Below are 23,562 nucleotides of genomic sequence, written 5' to 3'. Positions count from 1 at the left end.
AAGTGCCTATATAATAAGTACTATGTTTGAAGCGATGTTTCTATTCCTTTTCAATCAATTTGTCCAAATTCTGAATCAATTTATCCTTATCAGTTAAGTAAATTAAAGTTCTTTCTTTTGGTTGCAGGCCCAGTTCTCTTGAATAGTAATAAAAGTAGATTGATAGTTTATCACCACCTATATCTCTAACCGTATAAGGTCTGTAAAAATCGAATGTATTTTCAATGATATTCCTAGTAGAGATTTTTTTCTCACCATACCTGCTAACAAAATAAAAACTGCTATCTGAGTCAAATATAATTGTTGAATTATTATTTATCTTTTGAAAATCGTAGATATTATTAATTGTTTTAATGTCAATATCTTCTCTGTTATAATCTCGAGTAAAAACTGTATAGCGATCATTTTGCCAATAATAGGAAGTGCCATATCTAAAATCTTTTTCAGGCCTCTCAATTTTTTTAGACATCACAATTTTCACTTCTTCACTTAAAGGTTTTTTGAATATTTCTTTGATTTTCATCGTATCCATTGTTTGAATTTTCCACTGGCAGTAGTTTTTATTGTATTCAATTTGTTTTTGATTGGATTTAACCTTAATTAGATTTTTAAGAGCGAATTCCACAAGCTTTAATGTTGTCTTGGCATCAAACTGACGTGAAACTTGTCTAATTACTATTGATCTTTTTGATAAAATTGGTTTTGGTTTATTGGCACCACCCCAAGTATATTCTATCTCTCCTTTATCAAATGAAATAAAGTAATCAGGGGGGCAATCACTAGTGTAATGATGATTAAAATCAAGAAATATTTGATCCTTATACCCGAGTTCGAGGGCAAGCTTCTCTGCTAATTCACCGAAAATAAAAACCTTATTAATTTCTTCATAATTATATCCAGTCTTAATCCTCACTTTGACATTTCCAAAATCTTTGGTAACCCAAAAATCTTGATGTGCGAAAACAGTTCCGAATGTTAGGATTAATATTAAAGTAAATATGTATCTGTAGTGTTTCATCTTATTTCTCATAACTATTATATCCTCTAATGATTTATATATATAGTTGATTACTAATGTTTATTAAAATTTTCTATAATAAGTTTTACTTTTTCCTAAAAAACCAACTTCTGGCTCAAATGTTAGCGGATATAATTTTCTGCCTTTTAGAAGAAAAGTCTTAGTCATCCATTCAATTATTGCAATGTCTCCAGTTTCTTCACTTTCTGATGCAAAAATTTCAATGTAATTTTTATCCGTTTTCGGTCTGAAAATAGAGTCTGTGAGTTTTAGTAAATTGCTTTCAACTGCCATTTTTAAAATGTCTTTAATTTCAATTTTTTCAATTTTAGTTCTTGGAATAATTAGAACACCATTTTTGTTAGTTTTAATAAATTCTTGGCTATTAATTGATACATACCAATCCCAAATTTCTATGTCAGTTTCCCCTTTTTCAGCTAATCGTTGAAATTTTATCTCAATCTTTGTAGAATCCGAATTTTCATATTCTTTCTCGATTATTTTGGATTTTGAAGCATACAACACCTTGTTTGGGCTTAGTTTTAATGTATCTCCTATTTTTTTATATGTTCCTTTTAATGTTCCACTACCTAAAATATCTTGGTGGTATAGATATTCAAATGTTCCATTCTTATTGAATTTATATACAAAACAGTTTGGTCCAAATTTACAGATGTTGTGTTTATACCTTCCACTTATTTGAGCATTCGCTAAAAATGATATGTTCAAAACAAAAATTAGAAATAAAGCTTTTTTCAAAAGAAGTTCATTTTATGTTTTACTAAAAGTAATTCTTCTCTCTTGTTGAGAAAAGTCAAAATGAGTAAAACAGTATTTTTAGTGAGGAAGAATTATCTTTTTGTGTATAACAATATATAATGATTTTTACAGAAGAGGGCTCTAATAGAATTAAGTAAACAAAAAGCCCAAACTCTCGTTTGGGCTTACCAATTAGTTGTTCTTTTACTGCAAATTCAATTGCCAGGACACGCCAAATCGATCTTCCACAAAGGCAAATTTTTGGCTCCAACCATAATTGCCCAATGGCATCATAACCTGTCCGTTTTCTGAGAGTTTGGCAAAGAGGGTTTCGATGTCCTCATCGGACTTACAATCCACAAAATTTGAAACGGCAGGAGTGAAATCCCAATCATGTATCGGAGGACTGTCGCTACAAGCAAATTGACTGCCATTCAACTCAAACGTAGCATGCAAAATGCTGCCTTCTTTTCCAGGGCCATCTGAGCCATGGCGTTGGATATGGATTACTTTGGAGTTTTCAAATAAACTTACATAGAAGTTCATCGCTTCTTCTGCATTGTCGTCTTGAAACGTTAAGAATGTCGTGATTTGTTCTTTAGCACCAGTTTTCAAGTCTGCATTTGCCTGTTTTAAGCTATCGAGTTCAACCTGCAAAGCAGTTAATGCTTCGTTATGTTCTGTGTTATGTTTTTGGTCAACACAACTACTTATTAGTAATGCTAAAACGATGATGGTTATAATTGGTTTCATGATCTATGATTTTTGGTTAAAGCATTTCTACAATTTGAATGTAATTTCCGCAAGTGTCGTTAAATACAGCAAATTTAACGGTACCCATTTCTGTTGGTTTTACACTAAATTCAACATCAAGAGCAATTAATCGGTCATACTCTTCCTGTACATTGTCTACGTCAAATTGCGTCCACGGAATGCCAGCATCTTTTAACGAAGTTTGAAAGACCTTACAAGGTTCAAAATGTAGAGGCGCAGGTTCTAGCAAGATTTCTGGGCCATCTTGAGCTTCTGGCGACACCAAGGTTAACCATCTGTGTCCACCATCTAGTGGCATGTCTAGTTTTTTAAGAAACCCTAATTTTTTGGTATAAAACTGAAGGGCTGTTTCCTGATCTAGCACAGGAATGCTTATGACAGTTACTCTCATTGTAATTCAGTTAATGATTAAAGTCCGCAAGTTCAAGATTCAAAATTAGATTTGCTTCTCGAAAGTTGCTCTTTTTGATATTCGGTAGGAGATTTCCCTGTTTTGGTTTTAAATAATGTACTAAATGAACCCAAACTATTGAACCCAACAGCAAAACAAGTTTCGGTGACTGAAGCTCCGTTTTTCAAATATTCTTTGGATTTCTCTATACGTTTGTCCATCAAGTATTGTCTCGGTGTCAAACCATAATAACGCTTAAACAGACGCAACAAATGATATTTGGAAACAAATCGAATATGAGACAGTAAGTCCAAATTGATATCAGACTCATAATTGTTGTTGATGAAGTTACGGATTGCAATCACAGTCTCTATCTGCTTGTCGTTTGAATATACAGCATTTCGAATGCGTTCTATTTCTGCTTCGTAAAACGTCATCTATGTGGATTGGGTGTTGTGCTAACTAAGTTCGGAGTTTTTATTGAGAATACAAAAAGCTGTGATGGATTGCTATAGATGATGTAAGTGTTGGAAGAAAAAGTAGTTTATCAACGGTTAGCGATTAACAATTTTTATATTATTTTTCTTTAAAAGTATTTTAAATCGTCTTTCGTTAAAAAGATCAATCGACTTAATTGTTGAGACCAAACATCCTTGACATCGATTAATCAAGATATCTTCCTCAATGATAGATTTGATTTTTTCTTTATCAGCTTGATTTAATAGTAGTTTGCCTTTTAAATTTAAGGTTAATAAGGCTTCTATAGCATATATCTTTCCTTCTTTATTATTGCCATCAAGGACGGACTTGATTGTTTGATATTCTTTCCTATAGATTAAACTTTCAATAGCTATCCTACCTTCAGGAGGCGTCCCTCCATAATAACAAGCGTCTCCAAAATCATATTTAATTTTTGAGTCGGTTAATATTTGATAATCAGATAAAGTATCTTGTTTGACTTCTATTTGAGTCTGATTGATATTAAAAGCCATAGTGTTGATACTAAAACCTAAAATGAGAAATAATATTAGATTTCGTTTAAGTTCTTTCATGTGACAACAATGTTACTTTTTATTAGTAACGAAGAAGATATGAGTTTTATTTGAAAACGGAAAAGGCATATAAAAAAGCCCAAACTCTCGTTTGGGCCTTATATTAGTTTTTCTTTACACTATCGTGATTCTTTCGAATCTCCTCGTCTCTGTATTTACAACAAGGATGTACAGAATTGTAAGCTTCGTCAGTAGCTTTCATCTCCTTCGTATCGTGACCAACTGCAATGATCTTCTTCTGTATTTTCGTTAAGTCTGTTTTACGCTCATCAAAGATGAGTTTTAACTCATGCGTCTCTACATTCCAAACCGCAGACTTTACGCCTTTGGTTCTAATGGCTGCTTTCTCAATGCGTTCTTTGCACATCATGCAAACACCATCTACTTCTAAAGATGCTTTAGCGTTTTTGTTTTGCGCAAATGCAGTTGCGCCGATAAACAAGGTTAGTATAACTAGTATTTTTTTCATGGGTTTATGTTTTGTTTTGTTGTCATTCAGAAGGAGCGAGCGACTGAAGAATCTATGTTAACATACAATTTTGAGATTCTTCGCTTCACTTCATTTCGCTCTGAATGACATTCTATACATATTAATTTATTCTAAATCGTAATCCTGTATAATACATGCTTCCAAAAATTGGACCATACACAAAGGTAGAGTCAAAATTTTGTCCAAATGGGTCGTTTGCACCTATAATAGGATTGCTTTGTCTAACATTTGTAATGTTTTCCCCGCCTAAATATACTTCAAATTTAGGAGAAAAAACTTTGGTGATCTGTGCATTCAGTGTACCAATCGTTGGTGAAAACTCTGGTCGCTGAAATTCTGCAGCACTACTTACAGTACTTGGGTAACGCTGCTCACTCAACCAATTAAAGGTTGCATCGAACTTCCATTGCGAACCATTCTCCTTGCGAGTAGTTTCATAACCAGCATTGGCAAAGAAACGATGCTCGGGAGTTAATGGTCTAGCTAGCTTTCCAGAATTGTACTGCGTCATTACATCATAATACTTATAAGCTAAACGCATGTCAAAACCTTCAAAAGCATTGTAATTGAATTCTGCTTGATAGCTATTGGCATAGCTATCACCTTTTAGGTTGTAGAATCGAATCTCCTGAGGATTTTCCCAATCCACCACAACTTGATTCTGAAAATCGGTTCTGTAAAAGTCTAATGTGATATCTGCTTTTCTGCCAAACAAATTGAAACCTTGTAAGTACGAGATTCCAAAGTTCCAGGCGATTTCAGGATCTAAACCATAGATTTTACCTGCGGTATCTTCAATAATGATATTACGAGATGTTGCAAATAAATTCTGGTTTTCTGCAAAAATAATGGCACTGCGTATGCCACGACCAACCGAAGCTCTTAGTGCAGATTTCTCCCAAGGCGTATAGCGCAAGTGTAATCGTGGTGTTACGAAGAACCCTAGGCGATTATGATTATCTGCTCTAATCCCAGCTGTGAGGTTTAGCTTTTCTAAATTATCGTAGTTATATTCAAAAAAGGCACCAACAGAATTTTCATCACGCTCATACATTTCTGACTCTACAATTTCGTCATAGTGATCGTAAGTAAAACTAATCCCAGTTTTAATTTTATGTCTCGAGTCACTAATAATGGTATTGTAAATGAGGTTGGAGTACAAACTATTTTGTCTAATGTCGTATTGTCTCAAACCAAAATAAGATTCTTGTTTATGGTTGCTAAAAGCAACTTGAGCTCCAATACTTTGCCAAGGTAATTCAGGGTTGACATAACCAAGCTTTCCGGATACATCAAAACGTTGGGTATCGATCTCACTTCCCCATGCATTGGTGGTTAACTTATCAGTATCTGGATTGAAATTCTGCTCACCAGCTTGCTTTTCATCATACAAATATCTAACGTTGAAAAAGCTCACAATACCATTTTCAGCATCTGTATATTGCCAACGATTCATTATATTAATTTGATTATACAATGGCATATCTAAGAAGTTATCATTGTTAACATCATGCTTTTCTTGATGTGTATTGCCATGAAGATACAATCCTGTATGCCACTTTTCTGAAACTTGCGTATTGAAATGTGTATTCAATTCGAAACGCTGATTACTAGCGCCAAAGACATTAACAAAAAGTTTACTGTCTTTGCTAGGTTTTTGTAATTCAGCATTAATCTGTCCAGCCATGCTTTCGTAACCGTTTACAATGCTTCCTGCACCTTTAGTAATTTGGATGCTTTCTACCCAGGTTCCTGGAATAAAACTCAAGCCATATGCCTGAGATGCGCCGCGAATCGATGGGATATTCTCAGTAGCAATCAATATATAAGGACTTGTGAGCCCAAGCATTTTGATTTGACGCGTTCCTGAAACTGCATCAGCAAAGTTGACGTCAATAGATGGATTTGTTTCAAAACTCTCAGAAAGGTTACAACAAGCAGCTTTAAGTAGTTCATCACTACTAACCGTAAATGTGTTTGTAGCTTTTAGATAAGACTTGGCTGTAGCTTGCTTACGCGAGGTAACTGTGACTTCGTCTAAAGCATCTGTCAGTTGTAACTCATGCTTTATATACCTTGGACTAGATATAGTTAAGGTATCGGTTTTGTAACCAACATAACTAATAACGAGCTGAGTATATGAGGGTTCGTAAGCAATGGAAAACTTTCCATTCTCGTCTGTTATCGTTCCAACTGAAGTGTTCAGCCAATAGACATTGGCTCCAACAACTGGAATCGTTTGATTTTGTGAGTTGGCTTCTAAAACTTCACCCTCAATCGTGTCTTGAGAGAAAGCTAGTATGGGAAGCCAAACTAGTATTAATAATAAATGTTTCAATGATTTGGTTTTAATTTGATTTTTATTGAATCTCGGGTAAGAACATCATCCTTACACGTGTCGTCACTTCGAGTGATTTTAACAAATGAAAATCACTCGACCTGACGGAAATTGTCAAATCAAATTAAATAGACTTCGTCTAAGACTTGTATGTCATAGACTAGGTTAGGAGGTCTGTAGTTCTTGTGAGGAACAACATGTTGTGGTAAGCCTTCAAATAGATTGATGTAGCTATACGCAAAAGCCTGCAAAAATAGTTGTTGCTGAAACTCCAGGTCGTCAAAGGATTGATTCTTCAATTCATCCTGACCTTCGATAATATCGACAACATCTTTACAACAAGGCTTTTTGGTAATGGCTTCCTGCTCTAATTCGAAAGTTTCTTGTGCACATTTTTCAACTTCAGAAAAGATAGCAGAATCAATTAAAAATTCACCACAGAAATGCTTTTCTACGGTAAACGACAGTGTTGAGAACAACACGGTCAATGCCATTGTTACTGAAACTATTTTATGTGCAATTGTTTTGAACATCGCTACAAAATTATAAAAAATGATAATTATGCCCTCTTTTTTAATACCGACTTAACACTTACCGCTTCAATTTATGATAGTAAAACGCAGGAATTAATAGAATAAGAAAAATAGGTTGAATAAGAAATCTACGCACATTAAAGAACAGATAATAGTCTTCTTGTCTAGGGTTGTAAACAAAGTATAAGAATGGAAGTAATATTATAACATATGCTATTCCATAGAAAAACAATGAAAACTTAATGATGCCTTTATCCTTAAAAAATACATACAAGATGCCTAGTGAAATTATAGTATTAAGCACATATCTGATGGTTGTAAACAAGGTAAGTTTAAAGATTTCGCGTCTAGGTGAATCAATAGTTAGGTAATCACTCTTAAAAAACTGTAAATAAGGATCATAGAACAATTCGTTTTCAAAAATCCTTATGAGAATTAAGAGCCCAAATAATACGAGAAGCGCAACAAGCTTTAAAGATCCTTTCATCACTGTTTTGCTTTAGAAAAACGATTAACCCAAAACATCCAGAGCAAAAATACCATCCCATAAATAATCAAAGGAAAAATGGCATTATGCAAAATTTCTTTTCGCCAAGGATAATGAAACAATCCAACCGATATTACTGCAATTCTTGCCAAATTCACAACATAAATTAATATACTTCCTGCTATAATATAGAAGAATGTAGGCTTGAATTTACCAGCAAACGCAATAATAAAAGACACAAAGAGAATAATAACACTTAGTGAGTTACAACCTTCTACAACCTGTGCTACATATTTCTTATTAATGATAAGTTTCATGGATGCAGCCTTAGGGTGAGGACGTATGTTGGTATCGTACCCAAAAGATTCTATTAAGGATTGACTTTGTCTTGCGACCAAGTTGGTCACATAGTCAGGGTAGTGCTTTGATCCATCGGACACATCGAGGTATGTCTTGTAAGAGATTGTTAGTACGAAGTAAACCATCAAAAAAGTGAGGATAAACTTTATAACGAGCTTATATTTTTGGATGAGTTTTTTCAAATAATACGCAATCTGTTCTTAAGATAAATTTAGTGTTTTAGGGTTGATGAAATTACCACTTTTTAAATACTTTTACCAAAAATTTGTAAATGAGCTTAGATCACTTAAAACCAGAGATAGAAACTATTGTTGCTAACAGCGATACTAATGTAGATGAACGATTGTTAAAGATATGTGAGCTTTTGGAGGCTAATGTATCACATTATGACTGGGTTGGATTTTATTTCAGAAATGGCGACAAAGAAGAATTAAAACTCGGACCTTATGTCGGTGAGCCTACTGACCATACGATTATTCCATTCGGAAAAGGTATTTGTGGACAAGTAGCAGTGAGTAATGAAAACTTTGTAGTGCCAGACGTCTCTGCTCAAGACAATTACATAGCATGTAGCATTACGGTTAAGGCTGAAATTGTAGTGCCGATTTTTGTCAATGGAGAAAACATTGGTCAAATAGACATCGATTCCAAAACTCCAGATCCATTTACAGAAGCAGATGAACGCTTTTTGGAATTTGTGTGTAAAAAAGTTTCAGGGATTCTTTAAGGTTTTGTCATTTCGAATGAAATGAGAAATCTCACTTTTATGAATTAAGATTCTTCATCCACTTTGCTTCATTCAGAATGACAATAATTAATTCTTATTCCTAATTCCTTACACCAAATACCCAAAACCTAGTACCAAATACCCAAAACCCAACTCACTGTTAACAACTTCCTGATTTGGTTGAAAAATCTATGCGATTTGTGCTGTGAAAAACACATTAAGCAACGTATTTTTGCGGCTTAACAACACAACACCATGAGCAATACCAAAACCATAAAATCTGCATTGATTTCCGTTTTTAGTAAAGACGGATTAGAACCTATTGTAAAAGAGCTAGATAGCTTAGGCGTCACCATCTATTCTACAGGTGGAACAGAGCGTTTTATTAGAGAACAAGGCGTAGAAGTCGTTCCTGTTGAAGAGGTAACGTCGTATCCTTCAATCTTAGGAGGTCGAGTAAAGACTTTACACCCAAAAGTTTTTGGAGGCATTCTGAACAGGCAAAACAACGATAGCGATATTGCAGAACTTGTAGATTTCGATATCCCACAGATAGATTTGGTTATTGTGGATTTATATCCTTTTGAAAAAACGGTAGCTTCAGGAGCAAGTCATCAGGATATTATTGAGAAGATAGATATTGGAGGCATTTCATTGATTAGAGCGGCTGCAAAGAATTTTGCTGATGTCGTTTGCGTATCTTCAGTTGAAGATTATTCAGAATTTCTAGAATTGCTTCAAGCCAAAAATGGAGAAACTTCAGAAGAAGACAGACAACGATTTGCTGCTAAAGCATTCAACGTGTCTTCGCATTACGATACAGCAATTTTTAATTATTTCAACTCAGATAATTCTATTTCATCTTTCAAGCTAAGTGAAAACAAAGGGAAGACTTTGCGTTATGGCGAAAACCCACACCAAAAAGGATTCTTCTATGGTGATTTCGATGCCTTGTTTACCAAGCATCATGGAAAAGAGTTGAGTTACAATAATCTTTTAGATGTTGATGCTGCTGTGAATCTTATGAATGAGTTCAAAGGTGAAGCGCCAACATTTGCAATTCTTAAGCACAATAACGCATGCGGATTAGCACAACGCGATTCTGTACACCAAGCCTATGTAGATGCTTTGGCAGGTGATCCTGTATCTGCCTTTGGAGGTATTTTAATTTCTAATACTGAAATTGATACAGCTACAGCTGAAGAGATTCACAAATTATTTTGCGAAGTGGTGATTGCACCAAGCTTTACAGATGAAGCAATGAACATCTTAAAAGGTAAGAAGAACAGAATCCTTTTAACACTGAATGAAGTTGAATTACCTCAAACTATTGTGAGAACTTGCTTAAACGGAGTCTTGGTACAAGATAAAGATGCCAAGACCGATGCTATAGGAGATCTTGAAGCTGTCACAAATTCAAAAGCGACAGAGCAAGAGTTACAAGACTTAATCTTTGCGTCAAAGATTTGTAAGCATACCAAGTCAAATACTATTGTTTTAGCCAAGAATGGTCAGCTTTGTGCTAGTGGTACAGGACAAACCAGTAGAGTAGATGCTTTGAATCAAGCGATCCATAAGGCGAAGTCTTTCAATTTCGATCTCAATGGTGCTGTTATGGCGAGTGATGCCTTCTTCCCATTCCCTGATTGTGTAGAGATTGCAGATAATGCAGGAATCACTGCTGTGATACAACCCGGAGGCTCAATTAAGGACGCTTTGAGCATCGATTATTGTAATGCAAACAACATGGCGATGGTCTTCACAGGAACCCGTCATTTTAAGCATTAATAATGATTTTAAAATAATACGGTTTTAGGGCATCCGAATTCGAATTTATTTCGTATAATTTATTACATTTACGACTATTCGAAATTTTAATACAAACGACCCAAACAATATTAAACGCCTATGGGATTTTTTGACTTCTTAACAGAAGAGATTGCCATTGACTTAGGTACTGCAAATACACTTATTATTCACGACGATAAAGTTGTTGTGGATAGTCCATCTATAGTAGCCAGAGACAGAATTACAGGAAAGATAACTCATGTTGGTAAAGAAGCCAATTTGATGCAAGGAAAGACGCATGAGAACATTAAAACCATACGACCACTTAAGGATGGTGTAATTGCAGACTTTGCTGCTTCAGAAGAGATGATTAGCATGTTCATTAAGAACATTCCTGCATTAAAAAAGAAATGGTTCAATCCTGCATTAAGAATGGTAGTTTGTATTCCTTCAGGAATTACTGAAGTAGAAATGCGAGCTGTAAAAGAATCGTGTGAGCGTGTTAATGGAAAAGAAGTTTACCTTATCCATGAGCCTATGGCAGCAGCTATTGGTATTGGTGTAGATATCATGCAACCAAAAGGAAACATGATTGTGGATATTGGAGGAGGTACTACAGAAATCGCTGTGATTGCACTTGGAGGCATTGTATGCGATAAGTCAGTAAAAGTTGCTGGTGATGTGTTTACAAACGATATTATCTATTACATGCGTACGCAGCATAACTTGTATGTTGGAGACCGTACTGCTGAAAAAATTAAGATTCAAATTGGTGCTGCTACCGAAGATTTAGAACTTCCACCAGAAGAGATGAGTGTTCAAGGTAGAGACCTATTAACTGGAAAGCCAAAGCAGGTTCAAATTTCTTACCGAGAGATTGCTAAAGCCTTAGATAAATCAATTTTGAGAATTGAGGATTCTGTAATGGAGACCTTATCACAAACGCCACCAGAATTAGCTGCAGATATATACAATACTGGAATATATTTAGCAGGAGGTGGATCGATGCTTAGAGGCTTGGATAAGCGTTTGTCACAAAAAACAGATCTTCCTGTTTACATAGCTGAAGATCCTTTGAGAGCTGTAGTTAGAGGTACAGGAATTGTACTCAAAAACCTTCAAAAGTATAAGAGCGTACTGATAAAATAAAAAGCCTAGATGCAACAAATTATCAATTTTATACTAAGAAATAAAACATTTCTTACGTTTCTGTTGCTATTTGGTATTTCGTTGATACTTATCGTTCAATCCCATTCTTACCACAAAAGCAAGGTTGTTAATTCGGCGAATTTTTTGTCTGGCGGATTATACGAAAGCACTAATGCGATTAAGCAGTTCTTCAATTTAAGGCATGAAAATGAAGTCCTTCTCGAAGAAAACAATAGACTAAAATCTCTTCTGTTCAATAATACCAATGAAATCGATTCCACTGTAATTGATACTAATGCTTTAGCTGGAAACTATAAGTTCACACCAGCTTCGGTGTATAAGAACAGTTACTCAGCGAGTAACAATTATCTATTGGTAAATAAAGGGCAGAATGATGGTGTAAAACAAGATTTTGGTGTTATTACTTCAAAAGGAATTGTTGGGATTATAGATAACACTTCGGCAAACTATGCTACAGTCCAATCCATACTGAATACACTGAGTAGAATCAACGCCAAGCTTAAAAAATCTGATCATTCTGGATCGTTAAAATGGAATACGACATCACCAGAGTATGTTCAGTTAGAAGATGTCAATACGTTTGCCCCAGTGACAGTGGGTGATACTATAATCACTGGAGGGCAGTCGTCTATTTTTCCAAAAGGAGTGCCAATAGGTGTAGTGGATTCATTCGAAATTGATATTAGCGGTGATACCTATATCATCCAAGTGAAATTGTTCAACGATATGACTAATATTGGTCATGTGTATATCATTGAGAATGTTGATCTCGAAGAAATAAGAGTTTTAGAAGAGAGTATAGATGAATAGCTTGAGATTAAATATTGCCCTTCGTTTTGTCGTTTTACTCTTAGCCCAAGTCTTGATATTCAATCATATTGATTTATTCGGATACATAAACCCTTATGTCTATCTGTTGTTTATTATTCTATATCCTGCAAATAGTAATCGCATCGTTTTTTTGATTCTAGCATTTTTATTAGGACTATTTGTAGATATGTTTTCAGATTCGGGAGGTATCCATGCCGCAGCATGTGTTTTTGCTGCATATGTAAGACCGGTAATACTAAAGTTTTCTTTCGGAATGCTGTACGAACACCAAAATATAAAATACAGTAATGCCGAATTTGGAAGCTTATTAGGTTATGTATCCTTATTGGCTATAATCCATCATTTTGTATTGTTTGCTTTAGAAATATTTAACATGTCCCAAATACTTTTAGTGCTTCAGAAAACCCTATTTTCAACTATCTTTACTGTAATTCTGAGTATCTTGTTGCTATTGCTCTTTACCAGTAAAAAGAAGAGTTGAATTTATCTGTTGAAGCACTCCAAGGCGTAAATTGAACCATGAGGAAACTGTTACTTTTATCTATTGTTATTTGTGTTGGATTGGTATTCATCGCGAGATTATTCTACCTCCAGGTTTACAATCCAAAAGCTTACGATATTTTTGAAGATACCGCGATAAGGAAAGTCTTTGATTATCCTAAACGTGGCTATGTCTATGATAGAAATGGTGCTTTGCTTGTAGCAAACCAACCTTCGTATGATGTTATGGTAATCCCAAGAGAAGTTGAACCTTTAGATACACTTGAATTTTGTAACCTTTTAAAAATCAGTAAAGAAGACTTTCTTAGAACTTACGAAAGAGCGTATCGTTACTCACCAAGACTTCCCTCAGTATTCTTGTCTCATCTCTCCAAAGAAGATTATGCAGTACTTCAAGAAAAGATGCGAAAGTATGATGGCTTCTATATCCAAAAGCGCTCACTTAGATCATATCAAACCTCAATAGGCGCTAATGTTCTTGGAGACATAGGTGAAGTAAATCGACGAAATATTGCTAGAGATGCGTATTACAGAATGGGAGATCTCATTGGTAAGCAAGGCATCGAATTGTCTTATGAAAAAACGTTACGAGGTGTAAAAGGCATTAAGTTCATTCAGAAAGATAGATTCAATAAAGACATAGGACCTTATAAAGAAGGTACGCTAGATACTCTGCCACAACCTGGAAAAGATATAACCATCACAATTGATTCAAAACTTCAGGAGTATGGAGAATTGTTAATGCAGAACAAGAGAGGCGGCATTATTGCCATTGAGCCTAGCAGTGGAGAGATTTTAGCAATGGTTTCAGCACCAAGCTATAACCCCAATATTCTCGTCGGTAGAAATCGTTCAAAGAATTTTAATAAACTCTTTAGAGATAGTATAGCCAAACCCTTGTTTGATAGAGGTTTGCAAGCAGGTTACCCTCCAGGTTCACCATTTAAAGTGATCAACGCTTTGATTGGTTTACAGGAAGGTGTAATTACTACTGGAGAAACATTTTCTTGCAGGCTAGGTTATTACTATGGTAGCAGAAAGCTTACAGGCTGTCATGCGCATCGTAGTCCTGCCAACATGAACTTAGGAATCTATGAATCCTGTAACGCCTACTTTGTAAATGTTTATAGACGAATCTTAGATAAACATGGTGACATTTCTAAGACTATGGATGTTTGGAGTAATCATGCGAAAAGTTTTGGACTCGGCAACTATTTAGGCAATGACCTAGCCGTTGGACAAAAAGGAAGAATACCAGATGGAGCCTATTACGATAGAGCTTACTATGATGAAGCTACCAAAAGACCACGATGGGCTTCAACTTATGTAGTATCTAATGCCATTGGACAAGGCGAAGTTGATGCAACGCCAATTCAATTGGCAAATATGACGGCAGCGATCGCTAATAGAGGTTATTATTATACACCTCATATCATTAAATCTGTTGAAAATGACACCATTCCTAGTAAGTTCAAAAAGCGAAACTATACAACAATAGACCGTCAACATTTTGAACCAGTGATACAAGGCATGTTTGATGTGTACAATAAAGGTACAGCTGCGCATCTGAAAATTCCTGGAATAGATATCTGTGGGAAAACAGGTACTGCAGAAAACTTTGTAATCATCGATAGTGTTAAGACTCAGCTTACCGATCATTCGATTTTCGTGGCGTTTGCACCAAAAGAAGATCCTAAAATTGCCATTGCTGTGTTTGTGGAAAATGGATATTGGGGAGGACGATTTGCAGGGCGCATTGCTGGATTAATGATTGAAAAGTATATCAAAGGTGAAATCACACGCACCGATATGGAACGATGGATTTTGGATCATACTTTAGAACACGAGTATGAGAAACCATATTCTGGAAAACCTTTCAAGATTAATGGTGAAACGAGAATCATGCGAGTTGATGAGTATGAACAATTGAAGCGAGCAGAAGCATCACAAAACCAATCTATTACTGAAGAATAATGCAGAGAGAGAATCAAAGGCGATTTAAGTTTGACTGGTTAACCATTATACTGTTCCTGCTATTAGTAGGCTTTGGTTGGGTAAATATTTTATCTGCTTCACATTCAGGTGATATTGTGAGCTATTTTGATATGAGCCAGCCTTATGGCAAGCAGTTGATATTCATCGGGTTTACGTTTGTACTTATTATTCTCATCCTCTCATTTGAAGCCAAATTCTACGAACGGTTTTCAAGTATTATTTACCTGCTCTCGATATTGTCCTTGTTGGGATTATTCATCTTTGGAAAGAATGTCAACGGTGCTACGTCTTGGTATGGTATCGGAGGATTTACAATACAGCCGAGTGAGTTTGCCAAGTTTGCCACAGCTTTGGCAGTAGCCAAATATATCAGTGATTTACAAACGGATATGCGCACTATCAACCATCAGTTGCGAACCATAGCCATTATTGTAATCCCTGCGTTGCTGATTCTTTTGCAAAATGATGCAGGAAGTACCATGGTGTATGCAGCATTCTTCTTCGTGTTTTATCGTGAAGGGTTGCAGCAAATCTATTTAGTTGTAGGATCATTATTGATTGGTCTGGCTGTTAGCGTTTTAAAGTTTGGGATAGTATACACAGCCATCGCTGTAATATTACTCTTGGTGTTGCATTTTTTCTTCATAAGGCGAAAACGAAGAAACATTTTCCAATACGTAGTCGTATTCATGGTGTGTATAAGCTTTTCTTATGGTGTGAAGTTGTTTTATCAGCATGTTTTAAAGGAACATCAGCAGAATAGAATTAGCCTTTGGTTGCGTTTGGAAAAAGATCCTGCCAAGCTGGAAGCCATGAAAAAGAATCAGGCCTATAACCTTATTCAGTCAGAAGAGGCAATTAGTTCTGGGCGCATGTTAGGAAAAGGCTTTTTACAAGGTACTCGTACCAAAGGGAAGTTTGTACCAGAGCAGCATACCGACTATATTTTTAGTACAGTAGGTGAAGAATGGGGCTTCGTTGGGAGTAGTATCACTGTGATTCTTTTTGTAATGCTTATTGTAAGGCTCTTGTATTTGGCTGAATCTCAAAAGTCACAATTCAGTCGTGTATATGGATATTCGGTTGCATCTATATTCTTTATACACTTTCTCATTAATGTTGGGATGGTTATGGGCTTAATCCCAACAGTAGGAATTCCGTTGCCTTTCTTTAGTTATGGAGGTTCTGGGCTTTGGGGCTTCACGATTTTGCTATTCGTCTTTATAAAACTGGACTCCAATAAGATTAATGAGTGGTAATAATTATTAATAGAAAGTAGCGTTATACGTTTATGGTCAAGCATCTATTATTTTTCCTGATTCCTTTTTTTGTAATTTCTCAGAGTAATGATTTAGAAGATTCTTTTTTCTATAAAGAGGAAAATGGTTTGACTTATGCCTCAGACCTGTTTTATGATTATTATTATTTTGATGAAGAGTTTTCAGAAGACATTAAGTCTGAGATTAATAAGTATATTAAAGAGTTTGAAGCATTTTTGGTCAAGAATTCCTCAGATAAAGAAAATGTGTTTTCAGCTTATGGACAACTTATCAGTTACTATGATGTAGTTGGAGAAAATGAAAAAAAGATAGAGTGTAGTGAGAAGCTCTATAGCTTATTACGACTAGATAATCCAAAAATTAGAAAGCGCTTAAGGACTCTTAATGTATTGACTACTTTGGTTGTTAACTACAATAAAAAAGGGCTGTACAATAAATCTTTAGAGCTTTTGCGCGAAAATAATTTTTTAGAAAATCCTAATGTGAGGTTTACTTGCTATAATGGATATCTCAATCATTTTTCAACGTTAGGAAAATTATTTTTCGAAACATTCAAAGGCCTTAATGAAAATGATAAAGCTCTAGAATATGGTATGAAATACCTTTTGAATAATGAGTACTATGCGAATATTATGGTAGATTCATTGCAGGCAAAATATGGTCTAGATAAACTCAGACATGCTTTTAATAATCTCAAGCAGAATTTTGTAAAGCATGCTGAGGTCAGAGATTCTTATTTTATCTTCTTGGACTATAAAATTACTACTAATGGAACTTCAGGAATATATCCGTGGGGAGGCAGCACAGCATTTGACCGTTTGAAATCTATAGCTTTTTATGAGGAATTAAAAAAGGCGTTTAATAGATAATCTATACCAAATTACCATAAGCACCTAATTTAGCAATTCTGTATTCAGAAGGCGTCATAGATTTAATAGCTTTAAACTGTCTATTGAAATTTGAAATATTGAAATAACCACACTGAAAAGCAATTTCAGATAGTGTCAGTTCTCCATTATTAGAAATTAATTTACAGGCATTTTCAATCCTTAGTTCATTCAGAAATTGCGTATACGTCTTATTCGTTCTCTTTTTGAAATATTTACAGAACGCATTTTTGGTCATGTTAGCGACATTTGCAATCACGTCTAAAGAAATACTCTCATGGCTATGCTTCATGGTATAGTCCATCACATCTTGCATGCGTTTACCTTCCACAGCAGTATATTCTTTTTCATAACTATAAGAAGACAATTGAAGCTTCTTTGCTTTTGCAAGTGATTTCAAGATTAACAATAATGAGGTAAACCGCTCGAGTTTGCTACTATCTCGTAATGATAGAAACACAGTTTTGAGAGCCTGATTGTGTGACAATACTTTGAAACCAGAATTGATATTCTTGAAGAAATGTTTTGTTTCTGAAAGTTCTTCAAGATCAAAAAAGACCTCTCCAAAACTGTCTTTAGTAAAGAAAAGTGTGAGCATTAACGACTTTGTTTCAAGGGTAACATCGCTTTTGAAAACATGTGGCAAATTACTTCCAATGGCAATAATGTCACCTTTTTTATAGTCCGAAACCGTATCGCCTACAATCAAAGTGCCCTCACCTTCATGGATATAACTCAACTGTATTTCTTCATGCAAATGAAACTTATCATAGAACACATACTCATGGTCTTCCTGATAAATAAGCGCATCTGAAGTCGGTTTTGGAATCTGAAAGGGTAGTGCTTTCATTCAGTAAATATACGCAAATACTATTCAGTATGTATTCAAAAATTAATATTACGGAATATATGGTATTAGTATTGGATAATATAAGACTGAGCTATCCTATACACTTGGTTTAATTTTACACTATCAAAAAAATCAAATAATGGCTATAGAATGGAAAGGCGTAATGCCAGCAGTAACAACCAAGTTTACAGCAGATGATCAGTTAGATTTACAAATGTTTGAAACCAACATTAATGCACAATTAGACGCTGGTGTACACGGTATTGTATTAGGTGGTACTTTGGGAGAAGCAAGTACTTTGTTAGAAGACGAAAAACGTGAGCTTACCAGGGCAACAGTAGCAATGGTACAGGGGAAAGTTCCAGTACTTATGAATGTGGCAGAACAGTCTACAAAAGGCGCTATCTCCGCTGCACAAAAAGCAGAAGCCGATGGTGCACAAGGTTTAATGATGTTGCCACCAATGCGCTATAAAGCAGGCGATAGAGAAACTGTCGAGTACTTTAAAGCTGTGGCGAATAACACATCGCTACCAATTATGGTATATAACAATCCTGTAGATTATAAGATTGAAGTTACTTTGGATATGTTCGAAGACCTGTTGCAATGCGATAATATAGAAGCTGTGAAAGAATCTACAAGAGATATTTCGAACGTTACCAGAATAAAAAACAGATTTGGTGATCGTTTGAAGATTATGACAGGCGTTGATACCTTAGGTTTAGAAAGTTTGCTGATGGGAGCAGATGGTTGGATAGCTGGTTTAGTCTGTGCATTTCCTAGAGAGACCGTTGCCATCTATGAGCTTCAAAAAGCAGGAAGAATACAAGAAGCAGTAGACATCTACAGATGGTTTTTGCCTTTGCTAGAGTTGGATATAAACCCTAAATTGGTTCAGAATATAAAACTAGCTGAAGTAGCTACAGGAATAGGCACAGAGCATGTAAGGGCACCTAGACTACCATTAATAGGAGAAGAACGACAACACGTGCTCAGTGTTATAGAAGAAGGTCTTAAACGCAGACCTACTTTACCAGATTACAAAAACTTATAAGATGATTACAGGAAAAAATTATATAGGACACACATTGTCTGCAACAGGGCAGAAAACCTATCGTACGTTCAATCCCTTGCTCAACATTGACAATGAGCATGTCTTTACCGAAGCTTCAGAGGACGAAATCAATAAAGCAGTGGCTTTGGCATCAGAGGCATTTAAAACATTTAGAACAGTCTCTGGGAAACGTAAGGCCGAATTCTTGAATGCGATTGCAGATGAAATTTTAGCCTTAGATGATGAACTTATTCAAGTGTATTGTTCAGAAACCGGGTTGCCAGAAGGTAGAGCCAAAGGTGAGCGAGGCAGAACCGTTTTTCAACTGAGAAGTTTTGCGGAATTGGTTGCCGAAGGCTCTTGGGTAGAAGCCTCTATCGATACAGCCGTACCAGATCGAACTCCAGCACCAAAACCAGATTTAAGGAAAATGAATATTCCATTAGGACCAGTAGTCGTTTTTGGTGCAAGTAATTTTCCATTGGCTTATTCTACAGCAGGAGGTGATACAGCAGCAGCTTTAGCCGCTGGATGCCCAGTTATTGTAAAGTCCCATCCTATGCATGCAGGTACAGGAGAATTAGTGGCTTCAGCAATAATAAAAGCAGCCGAACAAACAGGAATGCCAAACGGTGTGTTTTCTAATTTGAACAGCAGCGGTATTGAAGTCGGTGTACAATTGGTAGAACATCCAGACGTGAAAGCAGTAGGATTCACAGGAAGTATTCGAGGAGGTAGAGCCTTATTAGATCTGGCGGCACGAAGAGAAGAACCTATTCCTGTATTTGCTGAAATGGGTAGCATTAATCCAGTGGTAATATTGCCTGAAGCACTTAAAACCAGAGGTGAAGCATTAGCAAAAACCTATGCTGGATCCATAACCTTGGGCACAGGACAATTTTGTACAAATCCAGGGTTGATTTTGGGGATTAAAGGTGAAGCCTTACAGCATTTTATTCAGCATTTAGGGAAAGAGATCATACAATTGGAACCTTCAGTAATGTTGCATCCTAATATTATTGGTGCTTATGAGCAAAACAAACAAAAAGCTGTGTCGCAATCTAATGTCGATGTGGTTGTAGATTATGCTGATACTGTTCAAACTAATTTTGCGAGACAAGTTATTACTGCTGTTGAAGGCAATACATTTCTGAATAACCCAACTTTGCATCAAGAAGTTTTTGGACCATTTTCCATGGTCGTGCAATGTGAAGATATCACACAATTAGAAGCTGTTATTGCACAGCTTGAAGGCCAACTGACAGGAACGCTTATTGCTGAAGCTTCCGAAGCCAATCAATATCCATCACTCATCGAGACACTCCAAAATAGAGTAGGACGACTTATTTATAATGGTGTGCCAACAGGCGTAGAAGTATGCCCATCGATGGTGCATGGAGGACCTTATCCAGCATCTACAGATAGTCGATTTACGGCAGTAGGGATTAATTCTATTAAACGTTGGGTACGTCCTTTTAGTTATCAGGATTGGCCAAATGATTTACTGCCAGATGAATTAAAGAATGGAAACCCACTAGGGATTTCGAGATTAATAAACGGAGAATATTCTACTCAAAATCTATAGTATGCGATCTGTTTTTGAGTGCATAGATGGTCATACGTGTGGAAATCCAGTTAGGGTTGTGAAACACGGTGGCCCAGAGCTCGTTGGAAAGACCATGAGTGAAAAGCGTCAACACTTTTTAAAAGAATACGATTGGATTCGCAAAGGCTTAATGTTTGAACCACGAGGTCACGACATGATGAGCGGTTCTATACTATTCCCACCGCATGATCCAGAGAATGACTTCGCCATTTTGTTCATCGAAACTTCAGGTTGCTTGCCCATGTGTGGTCATGGTACCATAGGGACGATTACCATTGGTTTAGAAGAAGGACTCATAAAGCCTAAAACTCTTGGAAAAATACGAATGGAAGCCCCAGCAGGTTTAGTACATATCGAATATCAACAAACAGGTAGCAAAGTAGATTGGGTGAAATTGACTAATGTAAAAAGCTATTTAGCTGCTGAAGGTTTGACTATAGATTGTCCTGAACTTGGTGAACTCACCTTTGATGTGGCTTATGGTGGAAACTTTTATGCGATTGTAGATCCACAGGAAAACTTTTCAGGGATTCACAATTTTACGGCAAGCAAGATCATTCAATATTCACAAATTGTAAGAGATCGTATCTACGAAAAATATCCAGATGCATTTATTCACCCTGAAGATTACACCATAAGAGATGTGAGTCATATGCTTTGGACAGGTGATCCATTAGACCCTAATTCTTCAGGACGGAATGCAGTCTTTTATGGTGACAAAGCTATAGACCGTTCACCGTGCGGAACAGGAACTTCTGCTAGACTTGCTCAATTGCATGCTAAAGGCAAACTCAAAAAGGGCGAATCTTATAGTCATGAAAGTTTTATCGGCAGTACCTTTATTGGTTGTGTTGAAGCCGAAACTGAGTTGGGCGGAAAACCAGCCATTATTCCAAGTATTAAAGGTTGGGCAAAGGTTTATGGATATAATACCATTATTATTGATGATGAAGACGATCCGTATGCACACGGATTTCAAGTGATATAGAATGAGTAAAAGTGTAGTCATTATAGGAGGAGGAATCATTGGGTTGTGCACAGCCTATTACTTGCACAAGGAACGCCATCAGGTGACTATTGTCGATAAATCCAATGGTTCGGAAGGTGCTTCTTATGTCAATGCAGGCTACATTACACCAAGTCATATTGTGCCTTTGGCGTCACCAGGGATTATCACACAAGGTTTGAAATGGATGCTTAATCCTGCCAGTCCTTTCTACATTAAGCCCAGATTAAATGGTGACTTTTTAAAATGGGCTTTAGCCTTCAAACGTTCGGCGACTAAGCAGAATGTAGAACAATCTATAGGGCCAATCAAAGATATTAATGTCTTCAGCAGAGAATTGTACAGTGATATGAAATCGTCTGGAGATTTTGATTTCCATTACGAACGCAAAGGATTATTACTAGCTTACAAAGATGATAAGGTAGGTGAAGAAGAGTGGGACGTAGGGCAGAAAGCAATTGATTTAGGCTTGAAGGTGGAACACTTATCTCAGAAAGATCTTGCTGAACTTGAACCTAAAGCAAACCTCGATGTTAAAGGCGCAGTGTATTTTCATTCTGATGCGCACATGACACCAGAGATTTTTATGAAGGACATGAAGCGATATCTCAAATCTGTAGGAGTTAGTATTCAAAACGAAGAAGTTATTGATATTGAAATATCTGGAGATGCCATTTCAAGAATCATTACAAAAACTGGTAGTATGCAAGCGGATGAATTTGTTTTAGCTGCTGGAAGTTGGAGTGGATTTCTGAATAAGAAGTTAGGTTTGAAATTACTGCTACAAGCCGGAAAAGGCTATCGTATCAATGTGGAACGAGAAACCAATATTAGCATTCCTACCATTTTGTGTGAAGCCAAAGTAGCAGTGACGCCAATGCAAGGCTATACACGCTTTGCAGGAACCATGGAAATAGGAGGGATTAACCATAACATCAATCCAGTACGAGTGAATGCGATTGCAAAAGCTTCGGAACATTATTACAAAGGTTTAAAGATTACTGATGCTGAAAAAGCAGCAGCTCAATGTGGTTTACGACCTCTATCTCCCGATGGTTTACCATACATTGGTCGCTTTAATGCCTATAAGAATCTTACTATAGCCACAGGACATGCCATGATGGGTTGGAGTATGGGACCTGCAACTGGCAAATTAGTTGCTGAGATCATTTCTGAGCAATTACCATCTTTAGACTTACAGCCTTACCATCCAGATAGAAAGTTTTAAATCATTGACTTTCAATAATATTTTTCAACAAAATACTATGCATTCATAACATTTTTGTTATTTTGAAGCTTTAAATTATTAATCATTTATTATGGGAAAATTCGAAGTCTCAACAGACAAAGCAGGTAAGTATCGTTTTAACTTAAAAGCCAATAATGGGCAAGTTATTTTAAGTAGCCAAGGGTATGCATCTAAAGATGGATGCAACAATGGTATTGAGTCGGTAAGAACCAACTCGCAAAATGATGATATGTACGATCGTCTTACGGCCAAAGATGGAAGCCCTTACTTCAATCTTAAGGCAGCCAATGGCCAAGTCATTGGAAACAGTGAGATGTATTCGTCGACATCTGCAATGGAGAATGGCATTGCTTCTGTAAAGAGTAATGCACCAGATGCTTTAGTATCTGAAGCTTAAAAATGATTAGCTATAAAAC

25 protein-coding genes are annotated in these 23,562 nt (G+C 36.1%); 13 read left to right on the top strand and 12 right to left on the bottom strand.

Going from position 1 to position 23,562, the window contains the following annotated elements:
• Positions 1-40: 40 nt before the first annotated feature.
• From NCE97_RS06170 to xrtF, 11 genes are all read right to left on the bottom strand, one after another.
• The gene (locus NCE97_RS06170) at positions 41-1,018 is read right to left on the bottom strand and encodes a hypothetical protein (protein WP_353778081.1); all 978 of its coding nucleotides are present in this window, start codon (positions 1,016-1,018) and stop codon (positions 41-43) included.
• A 63-nt stretch (positions 1,019-1,081) separates the two neighbouring features.
• The gene (locus NCE97_RS06165; protein WP_353778080.1) at positions 1,082-1,777 is read right to left on the bottom strand and encodes a hypothetical protein; all 696 of its coding nucleotides are present in this window, start codon (positions 1,775-1,777) and stop codon (positions 1,082-1,084) included.
• 204 nt (positions 1,778-1,981) lie between these two features.
• Complete coding sequence (locus NCE97_RS06160) at positions 1,982-2,530, bottom strand: VOC family protein (protein WP_353778079.1); 549 nt, start codon at positions 2,528-2,530, stop codon at positions 1,982-1,984.
• Positions 2,531-2,546: 16 nt separating this feature from the next.
• Complete coding sequence (locus NCE97_RS06155; RefSeq protein ID WP_353778077.1) at positions 2,547-2,942, bottom strand: VOC family protein; 396 nt, start codon at positions 2,940-2,942, stop codon at positions 2,547-2,549.
• A gap of 32 nt (positions 2,943-2,974) precedes the next feature.
• Positions 2,975-3,379, bottom strand: a complete 405-nt coding sequence (locus tag NCE97_RS06150; protein WP_353778076.1) for a helix-turn-helix domain-containing protein — start codon at positions 3,377-3,379, stop codon at positions 2,975-2,977.
• Positions 3,380-3,496: 117 nt separating this feature from the next.
• Complete coding sequence (locus NCE97_RS06145) at positions 3,497-3,994, bottom strand: hypothetical protein (RefSeq protein ID WP_353778075.1); 498 nt, start codon at positions 3,992-3,994, stop codon at positions 3,497-3,499.
• Positions 3,995-4,097: 103 nt separating this feature from the next.
• A complete protein-coding gene (locus NCE97_RS06140; protein ID WP_353778074.1) occupies positions 4,098-4,463 on the bottom strand; it encodes a heavy-metal-associated domain-containing protein in 366 nt (121 codons plus the stop codon).
• A 121-nt stretch (positions 4,464-4,584) separates the two neighbouring features.
• Entirely contained in the window at positions 4,585-6,822 is a 2,238-nt protein-coding gene (locus tag NCE97_RS06135) for a TonB-dependent receptor (RefSeq protein ID WP_353778073.1), read from the bottom strand.
• A gap of 119 nt (positions 6,823-6,941) precedes the next feature.
• On the bottom strand, positions 6,942-7,355 hold the full coding sequence (locus NCE97_RS06130) for an HYC_CC_PP family protein (RefSeq protein ID WP_353778072.1): 414 nt from the start codon (positions 7,353-7,355) through the stop codon (positions 6,942-6,944).
• A 58-nt stretch (positions 7,356-7,413) separates the two neighbouring features.
• A complete protein-coding gene (locus NCE97_RS06125; protein WP_353778071.1) occupies positions 7,414-7,842 on the bottom strand; it encodes an exosortase F system-associated membrane protein in 429 nt (142 codons plus the stop codon).
• Positions 7,842-8,384, bottom strand: coding sequence for an exosortase family protein XrtF (gene xrtF / locus NCE97_RS06120; RefSeq protein WP_353778070.1), 543 nt, complete (start codon positions 8,382-8,384; stop codon positions 7,842-7,844). Before xrtF ends, NCE97_RS06125 begins: the two co-directional genes overlap by 1 nt.
• An 89-nt stretch (positions 8,385-8,473) precedes the next feature.
• Here xrtF and NCE97_RS06115 point away from each other — a divergent pair, with 89 nt between their 5' ends.
• The 8 genes from NCE97_RS06115 to NCE97_RS06080 all read left to right on the top strand — a co-directional run bounded on the left by NCE97_RS06115 (position 8,474) and on the right by NCE97_RS06080 (position 17,363).
• The gene (locus NCE97_RS06115) at positions 8,474-8,929 is read left to right on the top strand and encodes an XrtF-associated fRMsr-like GAF protein (RefSeq protein ID WP_353778069.1); all 456 of its coding nucleotides are present in this window, start codon (positions 8,474-8,476) and stop codon (positions 8,927-8,929) included.
• A gap of 255 nt (positions 8,930-9,184) precedes the next feature.
• Positions 9,185-10,717, top strand: a complete 1,533-nt coding sequence (purH, locus tag NCE97_RS06110; RefSeq protein ID WP_353778068.1) for a bifunctional phosphoribosylaminoimidazolecarboxamide formyltransferase/IMP cyclohydrolase — start codon at positions 9,185-9,187, stop codon at positions 10,715-10,717.
• A gap of 120 nt (positions 10,718-10,837) precedes the next feature.
• The gene (locus NCE97_RS06105; protein WP_353778067.1) at positions 10,838-11,866 is read left to right on the top strand and encodes a rod shape-determining protein; all 1,029 of its coding nucleotides are present in this window, start codon (positions 10,838-10,840) and stop codon (positions 11,864-11,866) included.
• Positions 11,867-11,875: 9 nt separating this feature from the next.
• Positions 11,876-12,697 carry a rod shape-determining protein MreC gene (gene mreC, locus NCE97_RS06100; protein WP_353778066.1) on the top strand — a complete coding sequence of 274 codons (822 nt, stop codon included), beginning with the start codon at positions 11,876-11,878 and terminating at the stop codon, positions 12,695-12,697.
• The gene (locus NCE97_RS06095) at positions 12,690-13,199 is read left to right on the top strand and encodes a rod shape-determining protein MreD (protein ID WP_353778065.1); all 510 of its coding nucleotides are present in this window, start codon (positions 12,690-12,692) and stop codon (positions 13,197-13,199) included. The genes mreC and NCE97_RS06095 overlap by 8 nt, the downstream gene beginning before the upstream one ends.
• A 38-nt stretch (positions 13,200-13,237) precedes the next feature.
• On the top strand, positions 13,238-15,193 hold the full coding sequence (locus NCE97_RS06090) for a peptidoglycan D,D-transpeptidase FtsI family protein (RefSeq protein WP_353778064.1): 1,956 nt from the start codon (positions 13,238-13,240) through the stop codon (positions 15,191-15,193).
• On the top strand, positions 15,193-16,473 hold the full coding sequence (gene rodA / locus NCE97_RS06085; RefSeq protein WP_353778063.1) for a rod shape-determining protein RodA: 1,281 nt from the start codon (positions 15,193-15,195) through the stop codon (positions 16,471-16,473). The genes NCE97_RS06090 and rodA overlap by 1 nt, the downstream gene beginning before the upstream one ends.
• Positions 16,474-16,505: 32 nt before the next feature.
• Positions 16,506-17,363 carry a hypothetical protein gene (locus tag NCE97_RS06080; protein ID WP_353778062.1) on the top strand — a complete coding sequence of 286 codons (858 nt, stop codon included), beginning with the start codon at positions 16,506-16,508 and terminating at the stop codon, positions 17,361-17,363.
• 1 nt (position 17,364) lies between these two features.
• Here the strand turns inward: NCE97_RS06080 and NCE97_RS06075 are convergent, their stop codons facing one another.
• Positions 17,365-18,231 (bottom strand): AraC family transcriptional regulator, encoded by an 867-nt coding sequence (locus tag NCE97_RS06075; protein WP_353778061.1) that lies wholly within the window; start codon positions 18,229-18,231, stop codon positions 17,365-17,367.
• 139 nt (positions 18,232-18,370) lie between these two features.
• Between NCE97_RS06075 and NCE97_RS06070 the strand changes: the two genes are divergently transcribed.
• The 5 genes from NCE97_RS06070 to NCE97_RS06050 all read left to right on the top strand — a co-directional run bounded on the left by NCE97_RS06070 (position 18,371) and on the right by NCE97_RS06050 (position 23,543).
• The gene (locus NCE97_RS06070) at positions 18,371-19,285 is read left to right on the top strand and encodes a dihydrodipicolinate synthase family protein (RefSeq protein ID WP_353778060.1); all 915 of its coding nucleotides are present in this window, start codon (positions 18,371-18,373) and stop codon (positions 19,283-19,285) included.
• A 1-nt stretch (position 19,286) separates the two neighbouring features.
• A complete protein-coding gene (locus NCE97_RS06065) occupies positions 19,287-20,870 on the top strand; it encodes an aldehyde dehydrogenase (NADP(+)) (protein ID WP_353778059.1) in 1,584 nt (527 codons plus the stop codon).
• A gap of 1 nt (position 20,871) precedes the next feature.
• Positions 20,872-21,879 carry a 4-hydroxyproline epimerase gene (locus NCE97_RS06060; protein WP_353778058.1) on the top strand — a complete coding sequence of 336 codons (1,008 nt, stop codon included), beginning with the start codon at positions 20,872-20,874 and terminating at the stop codon, positions 21,877-21,879.
• Position 21,880: 1 nt separating this feature from the next.
• Entirely contained in the window at positions 21,881-23,125 is a 1,245-nt protein-coding gene (locus NCE97_RS06055) for an NAD(P)/FAD-dependent oxidoreductase (protein WP_353778056.1), read from the top strand.
• 91 nt (positions 23,126-23,216) lie between these two features.
• The gene (locus tag NCE97_RS06050; RefSeq protein WP_353778055.1) at positions 23,217-23,543 is read left to right on the top strand and encodes a YegP family protein; all 327 of its coding nucleotides are present in this window, start codon (positions 23,217-23,219) and stop codon (positions 23,541-23,543) included.
• Positions 23,544-23,562: the final 19 nt, after the last annotated feature.

Origin of the sequence: Winogradskyella sp. 3972H.M.0a.05 (assembly GCF_040493455.1) — a bacterium.
Classification (GTDB): domain Bacteria; phylum Bacteroidota; class Bacteroidia; order Flavobacteriales; family Flavobacteriaceae; genus Microcosmobacter.
The sequence above is the reverse complement of the archived record's forward strand: the minus strand, read 5'-3'. Positions and strand labels throughout refer to the sequence as shown.

Coding starts and splice junctions, on each gene's coding strand:
- NCE97_RS06145 (WP_353778075.1), bottom strand. CDS start 3,994: ATGAAAGAACTTAAACGAAATCTAATATTATTTCTCATTTTAGGTTTT.
- NCE97_RS06080 (WP_353778062.1), top strand. CDS start 16,506: ATGGTCAAGCATCTATTATTTTTCCTGATTCCTTTTTTTGTAATTTCT.
- NCE97_RS06125 (WP_353778071.1), bottom strand. CDS start 7,842: ATGAAAGGATCTTTAAAGCTTGTTGCGCTTCTCGTATTATTTGGGCTC.
- rodA (WP_353778063.1), top strand. CDS start 15,193: ATGCAGAGAGAGAATCAAAGGCGATTTAAGTTTGACTGGTTAACCATT.
- NCE97_RS06105 (WP_353778067.1), top strand. CDS start 10,838: ATGGGATTTTTTGACTTCTTAACAGAAGAGATTGCCATTGACTTAGGT.
- NCE97_RS06065 (WP_353778059.1), top strand. CDS start 19,287: ATGATTACAGGAAAAAATTATATAGGACACACATTGTCTGCAACAGGG.
- NCE97_RS06130 (WP_353778072.1), bottom strand. CDS start 7,355: ATGTTCAAAACAATTGCACATAAAATAGTTTCAGTAACAATGGCATTG.
- NCE97_RS06090 (WP_353778064.1), top strand. CDS start 13,238: ATGAGGAAACTGTTACTTTTATCTATTGTTATTTGTGTTGGATTGGTA.
- NCE97_RS06075 (WP_353778061.1), bottom strand. CDS start 18,231: ATGAAAGCACTACCCTTTCAGATTCCAAAACCGACTTCAGATGCGCTT.
- mreC (WP_353778066.1), top strand. CDS start 11,876: ATGCAACAAATTATCAATTTTATACTAAGAAATAAAACATTTCTTACG.
- NCE97_RS06095 (WP_353778065.1), top strand. CDS start 12,690: ATGAATAGCTTGAGATTAAATATTGCCCTTCGTTTTGTCGTTTTACTC.
- NCE97_RS06155 (WP_353778077.1), bottom strand. CDS start 2,942: ATGAGAGTAACTGTCATAAGCATTCCTGTGCTAGATCAGGAAACAGCC.
- NCE97_RS06070 (WP_353778060.1), top strand. CDS start 18,371: ATGGCTATAGAATGGAAAGGCGTAATGCCAGCAGTAACAACCAAGTTT.
- purH (WP_353778068.1), top strand. CDS start 9,185: ATGAGCAATACCAAAACCATAAAATCTGCATTGATTTCCGTTTTTAGT.
- NCE97_RS06140 (WP_353778074.1), bottom strand. CDS start 4,463: ATGAAAAAAATACTAGTTATACTAACCTTGTTTATCGGCGCAACTGCA.
- NCE97_RS06050 (WP_353778055.1), top strand. CDS start 23,217: ATGGGAAAATTCGAAGTCTCAACAGACAAAGCAGGTAAGTATCGTTTT.
- NCE97_RS06160 (WP_353778079.1), bottom strand. CDS start 2,530: ATGAAACCAATTATAACCATCATCGTTTTAGCATTACTAATAAGTAGT.
- NCE97_RS06115 (WP_353778069.1), top strand. CDS start 8,474: ATGAGCTTAGATCACTTAAAACCAGAGATAGAAACTATTGTTGCTAAC.
- NCE97_RS06055 (WP_353778056.1), top strand. CDS start 21,881: ATGAGTAAAAGTGTAGTCATTATAGGAGGAGGAATCATTGGGTTGTGC.
- NCE97_RS06150 (WP_353778076.1), bottom strand. CDS start 3,379: ATGACGTTTTACGAAGCAGAAATAGAACGCATTCGAAATGCTGTATAT.
- NCE97_RS06170 (WP_353778081.1), bottom strand. CDS start 1,018: ATGAAACACTACAGATACATATTTACTTTAATATTAATCCTAACATTC.
- NCE97_RS06060 (WP_353778058.1), top strand. CDS start 20,872: ATGCGATCTGTTTTTGAGTGCATAGATGGTCATACGTGTGGAAATCCA.